Source organism: Enterobacter sp. MGH 16 (assembly GCF_000493175.1).
In the GTDB taxonomy this organism is placed as follows: domain Bacteria; phylum Pseudomonadota; class Gammaproteobacteria; order Enterobacterales; family Enterobacteriaceae; genus Enterobacter; species Enterobacter roggenkampii.
The window spans coordinates 4,705,098-4,722,196 of sequence record NZ_KI535695.1; the positions used below are offsets into that span (position 1 = coordinate 4,705,098).

At 56.6% G+C, this 17,099-nt stretch carries 17 protein-coding genes; 6 read left to right on the top strand and 11 right to left on the bottom strand.

The window, feature by feature from the left end; genetic code table 11:
• Nucleotides 1-27: 27 nt before the first annotated feature.
• Nucleotides 28-2,418 (bottom strand): glucose/quinate/shikimate family membrane-bound PQQ-dependent dehydrogenase, encoded by a 2,391-nt coding sequence (locus tag L362_RS01065; RefSeq protein ID WP_023293268.1) that lies wholly within the window; start codon nt 2,416-2,418, stop codon nt 28-30.
• Nucleotides 2,419-2,626: 208 nt separating this feature from the next.
• On the opposite strand from L362_RS01065, the gene hpt reads away from it, so the two are divergent.
• The gene (hpt, locus tag L362_RS01060) at nt 2,627-3,163 is read left to right on the top strand and encodes a hypoxanthine phosphoribosyltransferase (RefSeq protein WP_008501948.1); all 537 of its coding nucleotides are present in this window, start codon (nt 2,627-2,629) and stop codon (nt 3,161-3,163) included.
• Between the two features lie 91 nt (nt 3,164-3,254).
• Here the strand turns inward: hpt and can are convergent, their stop codons facing one another.
• Nucleotides 3,255-3,917: a carbonate dehydratase gene (gene can / locus L362_RS01055; RefSeq protein ID WP_008501947.1), complete on the bottom strand. Its 663-nt coding sequence runs from the start codon at nt 3,915-3,917 to the stop codon at nt 3,255-3,257.
• A 107-nt stretch (nt 3,918-4,024) separates the two neighbouring features.
• Between can and L362_RS01050 the strand changes: the two genes are divergently transcribed.
• The 4 genes from L362_RS01050 (at nt 4,025) to L362_RS01035 (ending at nt 7,575) form a co-directional block, all read left to right on the top strand.
• On the top strand, nt 4,025-4,951 hold the full coding sequence (locus tag L362_RS01050) for an ABC transporter ATP-binding protein (RefSeq protein WP_008501946.1): 927 nt from the start codon (nt 4,025-4,027) through the stop codon (nt 4,949-4,951).
• Nucleotides 4,948-5,718, top strand: coding sequence for an ABC transporter permease (locus tag L362_RS01045; protein ID WP_008501945.1), 771 nt, complete (start codon nt 4,948-4,950; stop codon nt 5,716-5,718). The genes L362_RS01050 and L362_RS01045 overlap by 4 nt, the downstream gene beginning before the upstream one ends.
• 104 nt (nt 5,719-5,822) lie before the next feature.
• Complete coding sequence (locus tag L362_RS01040) at nt 5,823-6,263, top strand: PTS sugar transporter subunit IIA (protein ID WP_023345447.1); 441 nt, start codon at nt 5,823-5,825, stop codon at nt 6,261-6,263.
• A gap of 64 nt (nt 6,264-6,327) precedes the next feature.
• On the top strand, nt 6,328-7,575 hold the full coding sequence (locus L362_RS01035) for a polysaccharide deacetylase family protein (protein WP_008501943.1): 1,248 nt from the start codon (nt 6,328-6,330) through the stop codon (nt 7,573-7,575).
• A gap of 3 nt (nt 7,576-7,578) precedes the next feature.
• Here the strand turns inward: L362_RS01035 and panD are convergent, their stop codons facing one another.
• The 9 genes from panD to thpR form a co-directional block, all read right to left on the bottom strand.
• Nucleotides 7,579-7,959 carry an aspartate 1-decarboxylase gene (gene panD / locus L362_RS01030; RefSeq protein ID WP_003856284.1) on the bottom strand — a complete coding sequence of 127 codons (381 nt, stop codon included), beginning with the start codon at nt 7,957-7,959 and terminating at the stop codon, nt 7,579-7,581.
• A gap of 34 nt (nt 7,960-7,993) precedes the next feature.
• Entirely contained in the window at nt 7,994-8,845 is an 852-nt protein-coding gene (gene panC, locus L362_RS01025; protein WP_008501942.1) for a pantoate--beta-alanine ligase, read from the bottom strand.
• A gap of 11 nt (nt 8,846-8,856) precedes the next feature.
• Nucleotides 8,857-9,648, bottom strand: coding sequence for a 3-methyl-2-oxobutanoate hydroxymethyltransferase (panB, locus tag L362_RS01020; protein WP_023293249.1), 792 nt, complete (start codon nt 9,646-9,648; stop codon nt 8,857-8,859).
• 123 nt (nt 9,649-9,771) lie between these two features.
• Nucleotides 9,772-10,251: a 2-amino-4-hydroxy-6-hydroxymethyldihydropteridine diphosphokinase gene (folK, locus tag L362_RS01015; RefSeq protein WP_023345448.1), complete on the bottom strand. Its 480-nt coding sequence runs from the start codon at nt 10,249-10,251 to the stop codon at nt 9,772-9,774.
• Nucleotides 10,248-11,645: a polynucleotide adenylyltransferase PcnB gene (gene pcnB, locus L362_RS01010; protein ID WP_072203850.1), complete on the bottom strand. Its 1,398-nt coding sequence runs from the start codon at nt 11,643-11,645 to the stop codon at nt 10,248-10,250. Before pcnB ends, folK begins: the two co-directional genes overlap by 4 nt.
• Before the next feature lie 42 nt (nt 11,646-11,687).
• A complete protein-coding gene (gene gluQRS, locus L362_RS01005; RefSeq protein ID WP_023345449.1) occupies nt 11,688-12,578 on the bottom strand; it encodes a tRNA glutamyl-Q(34) synthetase GluQRS in 891 nt (296 codons plus the stop codon).
• A gap of 59 nt (nt 12,579-12,637) precedes the next feature.
• On the bottom strand, nt 12,638-13,093 hold the full coding sequence (gene dksA, locus L362_RS01000) for an RNA polymerase-binding protein DksA (RefSeq protein WP_001155232.1): 456 nt from the start codon (nt 13,091-13,093) through the stop codon (nt 12,638-12,640).
• Nucleotides 13,094-13,269: 176 nt separating this feature from the next.
• Nucleotides 13,270-13,974 carry a DNA/RNA nuclease SfsA gene (gene sfsA / locus L362_RS00995; protein WP_021240498.1) on the bottom strand — a complete coding sequence of 235 codons (705 nt, stop codon included), beginning with the start codon at nt 13,972-13,974 and terminating at the stop codon, nt 13,270-13,272.
• Nucleotides 13,964-14,518: an RNA 2',3'-cyclic phosphodiesterase gene (gene thpR / locus L362_RS00990; RefSeq protein WP_023345450.1), complete on the bottom strand. Its 555-nt coding sequence runs from the start codon at nt 14,516-14,518 to the stop codon at nt 13,964-13,966. The genes sfsA and thpR overlap by 11 nt, the downstream gene beginning before the upstream one ends.
• Before the next feature lie 73 nt (nt 14,519-14,591).
• Between thpR and hrpB the strand changes: the two genes are divergently transcribed.
• Nucleotides 14,592-17,021, top strand: coding sequence for an ATP-dependent helicase HrpB (hrpB, locus tag L362_RS00985; protein WP_023345451.1), 2,430 nt, complete (start codon nt 14,592-14,594; stop codon nt 17,019-17,021).
• Nucleotides 17,022-17,099: the final 78 nt, after the last annotated feature.

The following is a 17,099-nucleotide window of genomic DNA, read 5'->3' on the forward strand; positions in this document are numbered from 1 at the left end:
AAGCGTAAGCGCCACCGGGCTTTTCAGTTACTTGTTTTCGTCAGGCAACGCATACGCGACAATATAGTCGCCCATCTTCGTGCCAAACGAACCGTGACCGCCCGCAGAGATGACAACGTACTGCTTGCCATTCACTTCATAGGTCATCGGCGTGGCTTGTCCACCCGCTGGCAGACGGCCTTGCCACAGTTTTTCACCGTTGGTCATGTTGTACGCGCGCAGGTAGTTATCTGCGGTTGCCGCGATGAACAGCACGTTACCGGCGGTGGAGATTGGGCCACCCAGCATTGGCATACCCATATTGAACGGCACCGGAACCGGCATTGGGAACGGCATGCTGTCCTGTGGCGTACCAATACGTTTTTTCCACACGATCTGGTTAGTTTTCAGATCCAGACCGGAGATATAACCCCAGGCAGGCTGTTTACACGGCAGACCGAACGGCGACAGGAACGGATTCAGCGTTACGCCGAACGGTACGCCATACTGCGGCTGGATACCGGCTTCGGTACCGCTGCCTTTCGCGTCTTTCGGCTGCTCCATTGGGTTGCCCGGACCGCGTGGGATCAGACGGGAAACGAACGGCAGCGCCATTGGGTTGGCAATCGCGACCTGACGGTTAGGGTCAACGGAGATCCCACCCCACTCGAACATCCCCAGGTTACCCGGGAAGACCAGCGTGCCCTGCTCAGAAGGCGGCGTGAAGATGCCTTCATAGCGCAGCTGATGGAACATCACGCGGCACACCAGCTGGTCAAACATCGTGGCACCCCACATGTCTGCCCCGCTGAGGTCTTTCTTCGGACGGAAGCTCAGATCGGAGAACGGCTGGGTTTTGCTAACGTAATCGCCTTTCGCCGCACCCTGCGGAACCGGTTTTTCCGGTGCAGGCACAACCAGCTTGCCGTTGCTGCGATCCAGCACGAAGATGTTGCCGGTTTTCGCTGGAGCGTAAATCACCGGTACGGTTTTGCCGTTAACGGTAATGTCCGCCAGCGTCGGCTGGGACGGCATATCCATATCCCACAGATCGTGGTGAACGGTCTGGTAGCTCCAGGCCAGCTTACCGGTGGTCGCGTTCAATGCCACGATAGCGCTGGCATAACGTTCCTGCTCCGGCGTGCGGTTACCGCCCCAGATATCTGGCGTAGTAACGCCCATCGGCAGGTAGACCAGGTCCAGCTTCGCGTCATACGCCGCTGGCGCCCAGGAGTTTGGCGAGTTAAAGGTAAAGGTGTGTTCGTCCGACGGGATCGCGTTCGGATCTTTCGCGCCCGGGTCGAAGGCCCACAGCAGTTTACCGGTGTTCACGTCGAAACCACGGATAACGCCGGAGGTTTCACGTGTGGAGAAGTTATCCGTTACCGAACCGGCAATCACGATGGTTTTATCGGTGATGATGGGCGGGGAGGTCGGCTCATACAGACCCGGCGTGGTGTCCGGCATATTGGTCTGCAGATTCAGGATACCTTTGTTGGCAAAGGTTTCGCACAGCTTGCCCGTTTCGGCATTGATGGCGAACAGACGACCATCGTTCACCGGCAGCATGATGCGGCGAGGACAGTCGGCAATGACTTCCGGGCTCGCATTATCCGGGCGCGCTTCGTGATAAGAGACGCCACGGCAGGTCACGTGCTGGAAGGATGGGTTGGAGTTCAGCTGCGGATCGAAGTGCCATTTCTCTTTACCGGTGGCCGCGTCGAGCGCGAACAGACGCTGGTGCGCCGTACACAGATAAAGCATATCGCCGACTTTAATTGGCGTCACTTCGTTGGTCAGTTCACCCGGATCGTTCGGCATCTTCAGATCGCCGGTACGGAATACCCAAGCTTCTTTCAGGTTTTTAACGTTGTCCGCGTTGATCTGCTTCAGCGGAGAGTAGCGCTGACCTTCCTGGTTGCGGCCATAGGCAGGCCAGTCCCCGTCAGCAACCTGAGAGATCGCCGCCGCAGGCGTCGATTCTGCGTTCAGCGTACCGTTGATCTCCTGCGGATCGTTGAAGCCAGCCCAGGTCAGGATACCGCCGCTGATTAACAGCGCTACCACCAGCGCCGCGACCGCACCGCTGGACGGCACGATCAGGCGACGCCAGACGAACGGCAGGATCAGCCAGATGCCGAAGAAGACCAGGATGTCACTGCGCGGCGTCAGCGCCCAGAAGTCAAAGCCGACTTCCCAGACGCCCCAGATCATGGTGGCAAGAAGGAGTGCGGCATACAGCCACAGTGCAGATTGTTTTCTACGCCAGAGCAGGACGGTTACGCCAAGCATAACCAGGCCCGCAATCGGGTAGTACCAGGAGCCGCCGATCGCGACCAGCCAGACGCCACCGATTAACAGGTACAGGCCGCAGAAGGCGGCGAATAGCGCTGTTAATGTCACCAGTAGACGCGGCTGTTTAGAGTTTGTTTCAGCCATAGAAAGTGTACTCGTCAGTTTTTGTTAATAATTTGCTAGCAACTAATTATAGGTATTAACAAGTGTGATCGGAATCACAATATTTGCTTTTTATAACTCATACGCCAGGGTTATCCATTTGCTGATATAATGGCTGGCTTGCGTATCAGTGCTGGATATTAACTCATCCGTATTGAGAGATTTTCATTAAAATCATTTGGTTAGTAATATGAAACATACTGTTGAAGTGATGATCCCGGAAGCCGAGATCAAAGCGCGTATCGCCGAACTGGGTCGTCAAATCACCGAACATTACAAGGACAGCGGCAGCGAAATGGTGCTGGTCGGTCTGTTGCGCGGCTCTTTCATGTTCATGGCAGACCTGTGCCGTGAGGTGCATGTGCCCCATGAGGTCGATTTTATGACCGCCTCCAGCTACGGCAGCGGCATGTCCACCACCCGTGATGTGAAAATCCTGAAAGATCTGGATGAAGATATTCGTGGCAAAGATGTGTTGATCGTTGAGGACATCATCGACTCCGGCAACACGCTGTCAAAAGTGCGCGAGATCCTGAGCCTGCGTGAGCCAAAATCGCTGGCGATTTGCACCCTGCTGGATAAGCCTGACCGCCGTGAAGTGCAGGTGCCGGTGGAGTTCGTCGGTTTCTCTATCCCGGACGAGTTCGTCGTCGGTTACGGTATTGACTACGCACAGCGTTATCGTCATCTGCCGTATGTTGGGAAAGTGGTATTGCTGGACGAGTAATTGCGGTTTGTTGCCCGGTGGCGCTGCGCTTACCGGGCCTACGAATGGGCACATGTAGGCCGGGTAAGGCGCAGCCGCCACCCGGCTTTGTTTATTTATGGTTTACGTGCTTAAGCTGAAGGTTGGCAATTCCTGAACGGTAACGCTGCTCCAGCGTTTCGCGGTTGGTGGCGGTCACTTCCAGGTTGCGCAGCAGACCATCGTGAATACCGTACGCCCAGCCGTGGATCGAGACCTTCTGCCCGCGCTTCCACGCCGATTGCATGATCGTTGAGTGGCCCAGGTTATACACCTGCTCCATCACGTTGAGTTCGCACAGGGTATCCATGCGGCGCTCCTGCGGCATTTCGCCCAGCAGTGAGCTATGTTTGAACCAGATATCACGGATGTGGAGCAGCCAGTTATCAATGAGCCCCAGCTCCGTGTTTTCAACCGCCGCCTGCACGCCGCCGCAGCCGTAGTGGCCGCAGATGATGATGTGCTCGACTTGCAGAACGTCAACGGCATACTGAACAACAGAAAGACAGTTGAGATCGGTGTGAATCACCAGGTTGGCAACGTTGCGGTGAACAAACAGTTCGCCGGGCTCGAGGCCGGTCAGGCGCTCCGCCGGTACGCGGCTGTCGGAGCATCCAATCCAGAGAAAGCGTGGGTTTTGCGCCTGCGCGAGTTTTCCAAAAAATCCGGGGTCTTCCTCCACCAGCATTTTTGACCATAGTGCATTGTTGCTGATGAGTGTATCTATGTTGTTCATGGAGGTTAGCGACCTGTAACCGAGTAATTGCGTTGCGCTACTATAGGGTAACCCGACTTTTAATGAAACCACACAACGTGTGTCAGAACTGAAGGTAAGTTAATTTCATGGCAATTGCACTGGAGCTTGAGCAGCTTAAAAAAACCTATCCGGGCGGCGTTCAGGCGCTGCGCGGAATAGATCTTAAAGTAGAGGCCGGTGATTTTTACGCGCTTCTGGGGCCGAACGGGGCGGGGAAATCGACTACCATCGGCATCATTAGCTCGCTGGTGAACAAAACCTCCGGCCGCGTCAGCGTGTTCGGATACGACCTGCAAAAAGATGTGGTCAACGCCAAGCGCCAGCTGGGTCTGGTACCGCAGGAATTCAACTTCAACCCGTTTGAGACGGTGCAGCAGATCGTCGTTAACCAGGCGGGTTATTACGGCGTTGAGCGTAAAGAGGCCCTGGAGCGGAGCGAAAAATACCTCAAGCAGCTCGATCTGTGGGAAAAGCGTAACGAACGCGCCCGGATGTTATCCGGCGGGATGAAGCGCCGCCTGATGATTGCCCGTGCGCTGATGCACGAGCCAAAGCTGCTGATCCTCGATGAGCCGACGGCGGGCGTAGACATTGAGCTGCGCCGCTCCATGTGGGGCTTCCTGAAAGACCTCAATGACAAAGGCACCACCATCATTCTGACTACCCACTACCTGGAAGAGGCGGAAATGCTGTGCCGCAACATCGGCATCATTCAGCACGGCGAGCTGGTGGAAAACACCTCGATGAAGAACCTGCTCTCCAAGCTGAAATCAGAAACCTTTATTCTCGATCTGGCGGCAAAGAGCCCGCTACCGAAGCTTGAAGGGTACCAGTATCGTCTGGTGGATACCTCGACGCTGGAAGTGGAAGTGCTGCGCGAGCAGGGGATTAACAGCGTGTTCTCCCAGCTGAGCGCGCAGGGTATTCAGGTTTTAAGTATGCGTAACAAAGCGAACCGACTGGAAGAGCTGTTTGTCTCTCTGGTGCAGGATAAACAAGGAGACAAGGCATGACGCATCTTTACTGGGTCGCGCTGAAAAGTATCTGGGCGAAAGAGATTAACCGTTTTATGCGCATCTGGGTGCAAACCCTGGTGCCGCCAGTCATCACGATGACGCTCTATTTCATCATCTTCGGTAACCTGATTGGTTCCCGGATTGGTGAGATGCACGGCTTTACCTATATGCAGTTTATCGTGCCTGGCCTGATCATGATGGCGGTGATCACCAACGCCTATGCCAACGTGGCGTCGTCCTTTTTCAGCGCCAAGTTCCAGCGCAATATTGAGGAGCTGCTGGTGGCACCGGTGCCAACGCATGTGATCATTGCCGGTTACGTCGGTGGCGGCGTGGCGCGCGGTCTGTGTGTTGGGATCCTGGTGACGGCCATTTCGCTGTTCTTCGTGCCGTTCCAGGTGCACTCCTGGCTTTTCGTGGCCCTGACCCTGCTCCTGACGGCGATCCTCTTCTCGCTGGCCGGTCTGCTGAACGCCGTGTTTGCCAAAACGTTTGACGACATCAGCCTGATCCCGACCTTCGTGCTGACGCCGCTGACCTATCTCGGCGGGGTGTTCTACTCCCTGACGCTGCTGCCGCCGTTCTGGCAGGCGCTGTCGCACCTGAACCCGATCGTCTACATGATCAGCGGTTTCCGCTTTGGCTTCCTCGGCATCACCGATGTGCCGCTGTTTACCACGGTGGCGGTGCTGGTGGTGTTCATCATTGTCTTCTACCTGCTGTGCTGGTATCTGATCCAGCGTGGACGCGGTCTGCGCAGCTAGCCCTCAGCCCGGCGACATTCTGTCTGCCGGGCACTTTCTTTGACAGTTATCACCGAAAGCTAACCTTCACTCCGCTAAACTACTTGCCTGCTAAGGAGAGAGTTATGCTGGGATGGGTTATCACCTGCCACGATGAACGGGCGCAGGACATGCTGCTGAAGCTGGAAGCCAGGTTTGGTCCGCTGCCACAGTGTCGCGCGGTTAACTACTGGCGCGGCTTGAGTACCAACATGCTTGGCCGGATGATGTGCGATGCCCTTCATGAAACCGACACCGGAGACGGCGTGATTTTCCTTACCGATAAATCCGGCGCGGCGCCGTACCGTGCTGCGGCCCTGATGAGCCATAAGCACGACTGCTGCGAGGTGATCTCCGGTATTAGCTTGCCACTGCTTGAAATGATGTATCCCCATCGCGAGACCTTAACCAGCGCAGCGTTCCGTAACGCTATCGTTTCGCTGGGTACCCCGGGCGTCAGCAGCTTGTGGCATCAACAGCAAAAAAATCCTCCCTTTGTCCTGCTGCATGACCTGTATAAGAATTAAACATTGGTATTGATGTCGCTTTTGCTACAATGGCGTAAGTATTTCCGCTTCGAATAAGACCCTCATGTTCACGCGTATTGTTTTCCTGCTATTGATGTTCGTGTCCGGCACTGTTTCTGCCAGTTTATTAAGTCAGCAAAGACTGCCTGCTCAATATATGCAAACCACCGAAGATGCGGCGATTTGGGCGCAGATCGGCAACAGCGTCATTAACGTTGGCAACGTGCGGGCAGGGCAGATCCTCGCGGTGGTGCCTGCGGCGGCGGACTACTATGAATTTCGCTTCGGATTTGGCACGGGCTTTATCGACAAGGGGCATCTGGAGCCGGTTCAGGGCAAACAGCGCGTCGAGGATGGCCTGGGGGATTTGAATAAACCGCTGAGCAATCAAAACCTGATAACGTGGAAAGACACGCCCGTTTATAACGCCCCGAACAACGGCAGCGCACCCTTCGGCACCTTAAGCGCCAATCTTCGCTATCCGATCCTGAACAAACTTAAAGACCGTTTAAACCAGACCTGGTTTCAGATCCGCATCGGTAATCGTCTGGCGTGGATCAGCAGCCTGGATGCGCAGGAAGATAACGGCCTTCCTGTTCTGACCTACCATCATATTTTGCGCGATGAAGAAAACACGCGCTTTCGACATACGTCCACGACGACCAGCGTACGTGCGTTCAATAACCAGATGGCATGGCTTCGCGATCAGGGCTATACCACCCTGACGATGTACCAGCTGGAAGGGTACGTGCGTAACAAAATGAACCTGCCTGCGAAATCGGTGGTGATAACCTTTGACGATGGCCTGAAATCTGTCAGCCGCTATGCTTATCCAGTGCTGAAAGAGTACGGCTTCAAGGCTACCGCGTTTATTATCTCTTCCCGCATAAAAGGCCATCCGCAGAAGTGGGATCCTAAATCCCTGCAGTTTATGAGCGTGCAGGAGATTAAGGGGATTCAGGATGTGTTCGATATTCAGTCTCATACCCACTTCCTGCACCGCGTGGATGCCAATAAGCATCCGATTTTACTGAGCCGCAGCTATCACGTGATTTTGTTTGATTTTGAACGCTCGCGTCGCGCGCTGGCGCAGTTTAACCCGCGCGTGCTGTATGTCTCTTACCCCTTCGGCGGCTACGACAATAAAGCGATAAAGGCGGCGAATGATGCCGGTTTCCATTTGGCGGTGACGACGGTGAAAGGAAAGGTGAAGCCGGGGGATAATCCGTTCTTACTGAAACGCCTGTACATCTTAAGAACGGATTCGCTGGAGACGATGTCGCGGCTGATCAGCAATCAGCCGCAGGGGTAGTGCTTATGCAACCTGAACCGGAATCGCCTTTGCGGTGCGCTTCATTTCATTGTCGCCTTCGAAGTAGGCCACTTTAGGCTGCCAGCGGCGGGCTTCTTCGTCAGACATCATCACGAAGCTGGCGATGATCACGATATCACCCACGTCCGCGCAGTGCGCGGCTGCGCCGTTAACGGAGATGATTTTAGAACCTCGCTCGGCGGCAATCGCGTAGGTGGAGAAGCGTTTACCGTTGTTCACGTTCCAGATATCAATCGCTTCGTTTTCGAGGATACCTGCTGCATCAAGGAAATCCTGATCAATGGCGCAGGAGCCTTCATAGTGCAGGTCGGCCTGCGTGACTTTCACACGGTGAAGCTTACCTTGCAGCATTTTGCGAATCATTACGTTTACCTATCATTATCAGGGGTGAAGGCAACTACGCCAGCTCAACCACTTTATTGTCGATCAGACGCGCCTGACCTAGCCAGGCCGCCACCAGGATGACTGCGCGCTTGCTGTTCTGGGTTAATTCCAGCAGCGTATCAGCATCACGAATTTGTACGTCGTCAGCACGAAGGCCTTTATCGTTAAGCGCCTGCTCGGCAAGGGCGATAATCTCTTCTGCTGTTAACTCTTTTGCCAGCATCTGCTCTGCCATGGTGTTCATGACCTTGCTTAAGCCCGGCGCGATTTTACGCTGTTCGGCAGTCAGGTAGCCATTTCGCGAGCTGAGTGCCAGACCGTCTTTGGCGCGTACAATCGGTACGCCGACTATCTCGATATCGTAACCCATATCCGCAACCATCTTGCGGATCAGCGCCAGCTGCTGGAAATCTTTCTCGCCAAAGCAGGCTACGTCCGGCTGTACCAGGTTGAACAGCTTGCTGACGATGGTGGAAACGCCGCGGAAATGGCCCGGGCGGCTCGCGCCTTCGAGCATGGTGGAAATGCCCGGGACGTCAACGTAGGTTGCCTCTTCGGTACCCTGCGGGTAAACATCCGCCGGTGCAGGTGAGAAAACGATATCCGCGTGGCGTTTTTTGAGCTTCTCGCAATCTTCCTGCAGGGTGCGCGGGTAGCGTGCCAGATCGTCTGCGCGGTCAAACTGCATGGGGTTCACGAAGATACTGACCACCACGATATCTGCCCGTGCACGGGCTTCGTCGACGAGCTTCATGTGGCCGTCATGCAGATTGCCCATGGTCGGGACCAGTGCGATACGTTTACCTTCCTGTCGCGCGCGGCGGATATGCTGGCGAAGCAGCGGCAGGGTTTCAATGATTAGCACAACGAGACTCCTTAATGGAAACTGTGTTCTTCACCCGGGTAAACACCGGATTCAACGTCGGCAATATACTGCCTGACCGCAGCGCGCATGTCGCCCGCTTCGGCGAGGAAATTTTTGGCAAATTTCGGGATGTGTCCGCCGGTGATACCGAAGGCGTCGTGCATCACCAGAATCTGACCGTCGGTGACGTTGCCTGCACCAATACCAATCACCGGAATGGACAGCGCGTCGGTGATGCGTTTCGCCAGCTCAACCGGCACGCACTCCAGCACCAGCAGCTGGGCACCTGCGGCTTCCAGCGCCAGGGCATCATCCAGCAGCGTCTGGGCGGCATCGCCACGGCCCTGCACCTTATAGCCGCCAAAGATATTGACGGACTGCGGCGTCAGGCCTAAATGCCCACACACCGGCACGGCGCGCTCGGTGAGCCTCTTCACCGTATCCACAAGCCAGGCGCCGCCTTCAATTTTGACCATATTGGCACCGGCACGCATCACTGCCGCCGCATTTTCGAATGCCTGTTCCGGCGTGGCATAGGCCATAAACGGCAGATCGGAAAGCAGCAGGCAGGCTGGGGCGCCACGGCGCACGGCGCGGGTATGGTAAGCGATATCCTCAACCGTTACCGGCAGGGTGGAATCATGTCCTTGTACCGTCATCCCTAACGAGTCCCCGACCAGCATGACGTTGATCCCCTCTTCGGCAAACAGTTTGGCGAAGCTGTAGTCATACGCGGTGATGGTGGCGAAGCGTTTTTTTTCCTGTTTGCATTTCTGCAGTAAGGAGATGGTGGTTGGTTTCATACTGTTTCCTGATAGCCCAAAAGCGAATCTTTGCGCATTCTAACAGTAACATTCGAGGGAACAATGATTTTAGGTAAACGATTAACCATAAATATTTTATGGTTAATCGCTAAAAAAACAGCCTTACCAGCGGGCGGGTTTCTCCGCACCGAGACTGTTGAGAACGGCCTCTAGCGAGAGCCCGTCAGGGAAGGTAAGGGAAGGGGCAACTTCATACAGTGGCCAGAGCATAAACCCGCGATTTTTCATGTCGTAATGCGGAACGGTGAGGCGTTCAGTGTTAATCGTCTCGTGACCAAACAGCATAATATCGAGGTCGAGCGTGCGGGGGCCCCAGCGTTCAGCTTTGCGTACGCGGCCCTGCTGAAGCTCAATACGCTGGGTATTGTCCAGCAGCGCTTCGGGACCCAGCTCAGTCTCAAGAACCACGGCGGCGTTGAGGTAGTCTGGCTGATCCTGCGGCCCCAGCGGCGGGGTGCGATAGAACGAGGAGACCGCCACGATGCGGCTTTGCGGGATCTCACCCAGCGCCTCTACGGCAGCATTCACCTGCTCCAGCGGTGAGGCTAAATTGCTGCCGATGGCGATATACGCGAGGGTCATGCTGTCCCTTCACGACGCGGCGCGCGTTTGCGCGGACGACGATGACGGCGACGCGGTTCCGGCTCTTCATCCAGCCCGGTCAGCATATCTTTCTGCTCTGGCGGGGCGGAGACCTGGAATTCAGCCCACCACTGCGCCAGACGCTGCAGCTCCTGGTTGCGTTCAATTTCAGCGCGCAGCGACAGGAGATCGAAGGCGGCACGGAACTTAGGATGCTCCATCAGCTTCCAGGCGCGTTTGCCCTGACGACGGGACATGCGCAGCTGAAGCTGCCAGATGTCGCGCACCAGAGTGGTAATACGTTTCGGAATGGCGAGCGTGCGGCAGCCTTCGTCCAGCACGTCGTTGGCGGCCAGCGCGAACGCATCGTAATAGGCGAGCCCGCTCTCCTGGGTAATACGCTGGGCCGTTTCCAGCAGCGGATACCAGAACATCGCGGCAAACAGGAACGCCGGGTTCACGCGCATGTCGTTGCGAATGCGGGTATCGGTATTCTTCAGCACCTGCGCAATCATCCGCTCCATTGGGCTATCACCGTTTTCGGTGAAGTAGCGGGTAATGGTCGGGAACAGCGGCTGGAACAGGTTGTATTCGCGCAGAAGATTATAGGTTTCAAAACCGTGGCCGGCCTGCAGCAGCTTCAGCGCCTCTTCGAACAGGCGAGCAGGCGGCACGTCGTTAATCAGCGTCGCCAGACGCGGGATCGGCTCGGCCGTTTCCGGGCTGATGCGCATATTGAGCTTGGCGGCAAAACGCACGGCGCGCAGCATACGCACGGGATCTTCACGGTAGCGCGTTTCCGGCGTGCCGATCAGGCGGATCAGACCTTCTTTCAGGTCCTGCATGCCGCCGACGTAATCGCGCACGGTGAAATCCGCCACGCTGTAATAGAGGCTGTTGATGGTGAAGTCGCGACGCTGGGCATCTTCTTCGATAGAGCCGAAGATGTTGTCGCGCAGCAGCATACCGTTCTGGCCGCGCTGCGACGTGGTGCGATCGGATGCGCCCGCTTCGTGGTGGCCGCGGAAGGTCGCCACTTCGATAATTTCCGGCCCAAACATCACGTGAGCCAGACGGAAGCGGCGGCCAACGAGACGACAGTTGCGGAATAATTTGCGCACCTGCTCAGGCGTGGCGCTGGTCGTCACGTCGAAATCTTTCGGTTTTTTGCCCAGCAGTAAATCACGCACCCCACCGCCGACGAGATAGGCCTCGTAGCCCGCTTTATTCAGACGATAGAGTACCTTGAGGGCATTTTCACTGATATCTTTGCGGGAAATAGAGTGCTGCTCACGCGGAATAACCGACATGTGTGGCTGTGCAATAGCATCATTCGCCATGCTCTCTTCGCGGCTTAGCACTTTACGGCAAAAATTAGCGACTCGGGTAAAAATGGTACACCTCGTAGTGTGTTTTGTTATGAAAAAAGCGGCTAATCATAGCTCAGCGCAACGCATTTGAGAATGCTGGATTTTTGGCACAGCCCTGAGCGTCCAGTTGGCGATGGCCATTTTCAGCAGTTCGTCAATACGCAGATCCTGCCATTCGTTGGTTACATTCTGGTTGAGAAAACGCAGCGCGTCGATCAAAACAGGACGCGGATCGCCGTCTGGCAGGGCCGGGGCGTGGTTCTGCTTTGATAATTTTAAGCCCTGCGCATTAACCGCCAGCGGCAGATGAATGTAGTCCGGTGCCGTCCAGCCAAACTGGTGATACAGCGAGATTTGCCGTACGGTCGGCTCGACCAGATCCGCCCCGCGCACAATTTCCGTCACGCCCTGGAAATGATCGTCCACCACCACGGCCAGGTTGTAGGCGAACAGCCCATCGCGACGGTGAATAATAAAATCCTCACGCGCCAGACGTTCATCGGCATGAATTTCACCGGAGAGTAAATCGTTAAAGCGCGTCACCGGTGAGCGCTGCAGTATTCGCACGGCGGCATTTTCAGGACCGTTGTTCAACGTGCGGCAGTGGCCGTCATAGACGCCGCCTGCGCTCTGGATACGCGCGCGGGTGCAGGTGCAGTTATAGGAAAGCCCCTGAGCGCGAAGCCAGGCCAGACGTTCCCGATACGCCTCGTGACGTGTTGACTGCCACAGAACCTCGTCATCCCAGTGAAGACCGTAATGTTCCAGCTGACGCAGAATCGTCTCTGCTGCACCGGGAACTTCACGCGGAGGGTCAATATCTTCAATGCGGACGAGCCATTTTCCCTGACGGGCGCGAGCCTGCAGGTAGCTGCCGAGCGCGGCAATTAATGAGCCGAAGTGTAATTCACCGGAAGGAGATGGCGCGAAGCGCCCAATATAGTGTGATTCAGACATATCAACAGTAACAAGGCGGGAGAGACTCCCGCCTTTGGAGTGTGTAAACAGCGCTGGTGTTAACCGGCCATCTGTTTTTCGCGGATTTCGGCCAGCGTTTTACAGTCGATGCACAGATCGGCGGTTGGACGCGCTTCCAGGCGACGAATGCCAATTTCAACACCGCAGGATTCGCAGTAGCCAAAATCTTCGTCTTCGACTTTTTTCAGCGTTTTCTCGATCTTTTTGATCAGTTTGCGTTCGCGGTCACGGTTACGCAGTTCGAGGCTGAACTCTTCTTCCTGAGCGGCACGGTCTACCGGATCCGGGAAGTTAGCAGCTTCATCCTGCATATGAGTAACGGTGCGATCGACTTCATCCCTGAGTTGATTACGCCATGCTTCAAGAATACGCTTGAAGTGCGACAGCTGGGCTTCGTTCATATACTCTTCGCCCGGTTTCTCTTGATACGGCTCCACCCCAGCGATGGCGAGAATACTCAGGGACGATGTTTTACGGTTTTGCCCTTCTTGCATGTTGCTTCTCCTTAACACGCACTATCGATCCCCGTGTTGGGGGAAAAATCAGGTCGCTATAAATAGCAGATGCTTTTCCGTATGGCAATTATCTAAACGTAACACTTGACAAGCCTGTGAGGAAAAGCGTATTTGCGCACGCGGCCAGAACACTTAATAGTCAATCGTCTAATCCCTTATAAGACAATGGGAAGAGAGGATCTCAGAGTCATATTATCGGCAGAAAGTTCCGCTTTATAAGCGAAAACCTCTACCCCCTGCTTTTGTGCCTCATTCAACAATTGCGCGTATTTAGGATCAATATGGCGGGCAGGGGAGAAACGTTCAATGGCTGAATGCAATACCGCAAACAGCAATACGGCGCGTTTGCCCGCCGCCGCAACACTCATTAGCTCTCGCAGATGCTTCTGGCCACGTAGCGTTACCGCATCCGGGAAGTAGCCATTTTCCTGTTCCGCTAACGTCACTGATTTTACTTCAATATAGCACTCCGGCCTGTCTTCCGCCTGTAACATGAAGTCAATTCTGCTGCCTTCATCGCCATATTTCACTTCGCTTTTATGCGTGCCATAACCAACCAGTTCGGGAATAACGCCATGGGTCAGCGCTTCCTTAACTAACTGATTGGCGCGCAGGGTATTAACGCAAATAAATGCCCCGTTTTGGGTTTCGGTCATTTCCCAGGTATGAGCATATTTGCGTTTAGTATTTTCTGATGTGGAATACCAGACCCTGTCACCCGGCGTCGCACAGCCCGTCATGGCACCGGTATTGGGGCAGTGCAGGGTGAGCTGTTCGCCTTCTGGCGTGATCACATCGGCGAGGAAGCGTTTGTAGCGTTGGACAAGCGTAGCGTGCTGCAGGGGAGGACTAAACTTCATCAGAATTCCTTTCGGTGTTGCCCAGCGTCCAGCGCTGTAGCGGCGTATAGCGGGTGCGTCCCTGTGCAAAGACGGATTCGTAAAGCGCGAATCCGTTGACCGGAAAGGCCCAGTGAAAACCCGGCGGCGGGATAGCAACGGCCTGACCGGCATCGCGCAGCAGGGTGATGTGCGGATGAAACGGCTGTGGGCTTTGATAACAGCCGCTGCGCGCCGCCTGCGCGCGCAGCATGTTCGCCAGCTGTAATAATCCGCGCGGAGGCTGTCGCGTACCCAGCCAGACCACGCGCGAACGCAGCCACTGGCCCGCGTCGTCGAGGTGCAGCGTAAATTCCGGCTGGGCAATACGCCCTGCCAGGGCGGCTAGCGCCCGCTGTTTTTCGGCACTGACGTCGCCCAAAAAGGCCAGCGTCAGGTGCAGGTTGGCCGCCGCGACAGGGCGACCGGCCTCCGGCGGGAAGTGGTCAGCGCGCCAGCGAACAATTTGACGCTGTAAGGGGGGGGGCAATTCAATGGCAAAAAACAGCCGTTTCGACTCAGGCATACGGAGGACTCGGTAATGATATGCGCCGATGCTACAATGTACGCCGACGAATGTTAACCCTCTGGAGCTGTTAGTGTCCTCATTGCCGGTCGCCGTTGTTCTTCCTGACCTTCTCGCTGCCTTACGCCATTCCCCGCAGGTTTTGCTGAATGCCCCGACGGGGGCGGGTAAGTCCACCTGGCTGCCGCTGCAGATTCTGAAAGAGGGGAACATCAGCGGGAAAATTATCCTGCTGGAGCCGCGCAGGCTGGCCGCGCGCAACGTGGCGCAGCGCCTGGCGGAACTGCTGAAAGAAAAACCGGGCGAAACGGTAGGGTACAGGATGCGCGCCGAGACCTGCGTGGGTCCGACAACGCGCCTTGAGGTGGTCACCGAGGGCATTCTCACCCGCATGCTGCAAAACGATCCGGAGCTGACCGGCGTCGGGCTGGTGATCCTGGATGAATTTCACGAGCGCAGCCTGCAGGCGGATCTGGCCCTCGCGCTGTTGCTGGACGTTCAGCAGGGACTGCGTGACGATCTCCGGCTGCTGATAATGTCGGCCACGCTGGACAATGCGCGGCTACGGCAGGCGCTACCCGATGCGCCTGTCATCAGCTCTGAAGGGCGGGCGTTTCCAGTTGAACGCCGCTATCAACCGCTTCCCTCCCATCAGCGTTTTGACGAAGCGGTCGCCATTGCCACCGCAGAACTGCTGCGTCAGGAACCCGGCTCGCTGCTGCTGTTTTTGCCGGGCGTCGGGGAGATCCAGCGCGTGCAGGAGCAGCTTTCCTCTCGCGTAGGCGGTGATGTACTGCTCTGCCCGCTCTACGGCGCGCTGTCGCTGCAGGAGCAGCGTAAAGCTATCCTTCCTGCCCCGGTGGGACAGCGCAAGGTGGTACTGGCAACCAATATTGCTGAAACCAGTTTGACCATCGAAGGTATTCGCCTGGTGGTCGATAGCGCGCAGGAGAGGGTGGCAAGCTTTGACCCGCGCACCGGGCTGACTAAACTCCTGACGCAGCGCATCAGCCAGGCATCAATGGTGCAGCGCGCGGGCCGCGCGGGGCGACTTGAGCCGGGTATCTGCCTGCATTTGACCAGCGCAGAGCAGGCGGAACGCGCGGCGCAGCAAAGCACACCGGAAATTTTACAAAGCGATTTGTCTGGCCTGGTGATGGATCTGCTGCAGTGGGGCTGCCCGGAGCCTGGACAGCTTACCTGGCTTGATTCCCCGCCAGCCGTGAACCTCACCGCTGCGCGCAACCTGTTGACCCAGCTTGGTGCGCTGGAAGGCGAACGTCTGACGGTACGCGGCCAGAAAATGGCGGCACTGGGCAACGATCCGCGTCTGGCCGCGATGCTGGTGGCCGCGCAGGGGGAAGATGAGATTGCCACGGCAGCCAAACTGGCGGCTATCCTTGAGGAGCCGCCGCGCGGAGGCAGTAGCGATCTGGGGCAGGCGTTTTCGCGCAATCAGGGGAACTGGCAGCAGCGGGCCCAGCAGCTCTGTAAGCGGCTTAACAGCCGCGGCGGCGTGCCAGACAGTGAGAGCATCTCCCGGCTGTTAGCGCAGGCGTTTCCGGACCGGATTGCGCGTCGGCGCGGGCTGGACGGTCGCTACCAGCTGGCAAACGGTATGGGGGCGATGCTGGACAGCGATGATGCCCTGACGCGTCATGAGTGGCTGATTGCGCCGCTCCTGCTGCAGGGGAGCAACTCCCCGGATGCGCGTATCCTGCAGGCGATTGCCGTCGATATTGACGCCCTGACCCGTACCTGTCCGCATCTGCTCCAGCAATCGGACATCGTCGAGTGGGATGACGCCCAGGGCACGCTGAAGGCGTTTCGTCGCAGCCAGATTGGCAAACTGACACTCGGAACGAAGCCGCTGGCGAAGCCGTCGGAAGACGAGCTCCATCAGGCTATGCTGAACGGCATTCGGGAAAAAGGGCTGAGCGTGCTGAACTGGACACCGGAGGCTGAGCAGTACCGCATTCGCCTGCACTGCGCCGCTCGCTGGTTGCCGGAGTACGCCTGGCCAGCGGTGGATGACGAAACGTTACTCGCGTCGCTGGAGACCTGGCTACTGCCGCAGATGAGCGGCGTACACTCCCTGCGGGCGCTGAAAGCGCTTGATGTTAAGGTCGCGTTACAGAATTTACTGGACTGGTCATTGCGTCAACGTCTGGATAGTGAACTGCCAGGGCATTACACTGTGCCGACCGGAAGCCGGATTGCCATCCGTTATCATGAGGATAATCCGCCGGCGCTGGCGGTTCGAATGCAGGAGATGTTTGGTGAGGCAACCACGCCGTCTATCGCTGAAGGGCGCGTGCCGTTGGTGCTTGAACTGCTGTCGCCCGCGCATCGACCCTTGCAGATCACTCGCGATCTGGGGGCGTTCTGGGCGGGGAGCTACCGTGACGTGCAAAAAGAGATGAAAGGGCGGTACCCCAAACACGTCTGGCCGGACGATCCGGCAAATACGGCGCCGACGAAGCGGACGAAGAAGTATTCCTGAAAGGGATGTGCGGCCTGATGCCCTCACCCCGGCCCTCTCCCACAGGGAGAGGGAGAACTAATTTTGAGAGATTTCTTC

Coding starts and splice junctions, on each gene's coding strand:
- thpR (WP_023345450.1), bottom strand. CDS start 14,518: ATGCCTGAGTCGAAACGGCTGTTTTTTGCCATTGAATTGCCCCCCCCC.
- L362_RS01050 (WP_008501946.1), top strand. CDS start 4,025: ATGGCAATTGCACTGGAGCTTGAGCAGCTTAAAAAAACCTATCCGGGC.
- dksA (WP_001155232.1), bottom strand. CDS start 13,093: ATGCAAGAAGGGCAAAACCGTAAAACATCGTCCCTGAGTATTCTCGCC.
- L362_RS01065 (WP_023293268.1), bottom strand. CDS start 2,418: ATGGCTGAAACAAACTCTAAACAGCCGCGTCTACTGGTGACATTAACA.
- L362_RS01035 (WP_008501943.1), top strand. CDS start 6,328: ATGTTCACGCGTATTGTTTTCCTGCTATTGATGTTCGTGTCCGGCACT.
- sfsA (WP_021240498.1), bottom strand. CDS start 13,974: ATGAAGTTTAGTCCTCCCCTGCAGCACGCTACGCTTGTCCAACGCTAC.
- folK (WP_023345448.1), bottom strand. CDS start 10,251: ATGACCCTCGCGTATATCGCCATCGGCAGCAATTTAGCCTCACCGCTG.
- hpt (WP_008501948.1), top strand. CDS start 2,627: ATGAAACATACTGTTGAAGTGATGATCCCGGAAGCCGAGATCAAAGCG.
- can (WP_008501947.1), bottom strand. CDS start 3,917: ATGAACAACATAGATACACTCATCAGCAACAATGCACTATGGTCAAAA.
- L362_RS01045 (WP_008501945.1), top strand. CDS start 4,948: ATGACGCATCTTTACTGGGTCGCGCTGAAAAGTATCTGGGCGAAAGAG.
- gluQRS (WP_023345449.1), bottom strand. CDS start 12,578: ATGTCTGAATCACACTATATTGGGCGCTTCGCGCCATCTCCTTCCGGT.
- L362_RS01040 (WP_023345447.1), top strand. CDS start 5,823: ATGCTGGGATGGGTTATCACCTGCCACGATGAACGGGCGCAGGACATG.
- panD (WP_003856284.1), bottom strand. CDS start 7,959: ATGATTCGCAAAATGCTGCAAGGTAAGCTTCACCGTGTGAAAGTCACG.
- panB (WP_023293249.1), bottom strand. CDS start 9,648: ATGAAACCAACCACCATCTCCTTACTGCAGAAATGCAAACAGGAAAAA.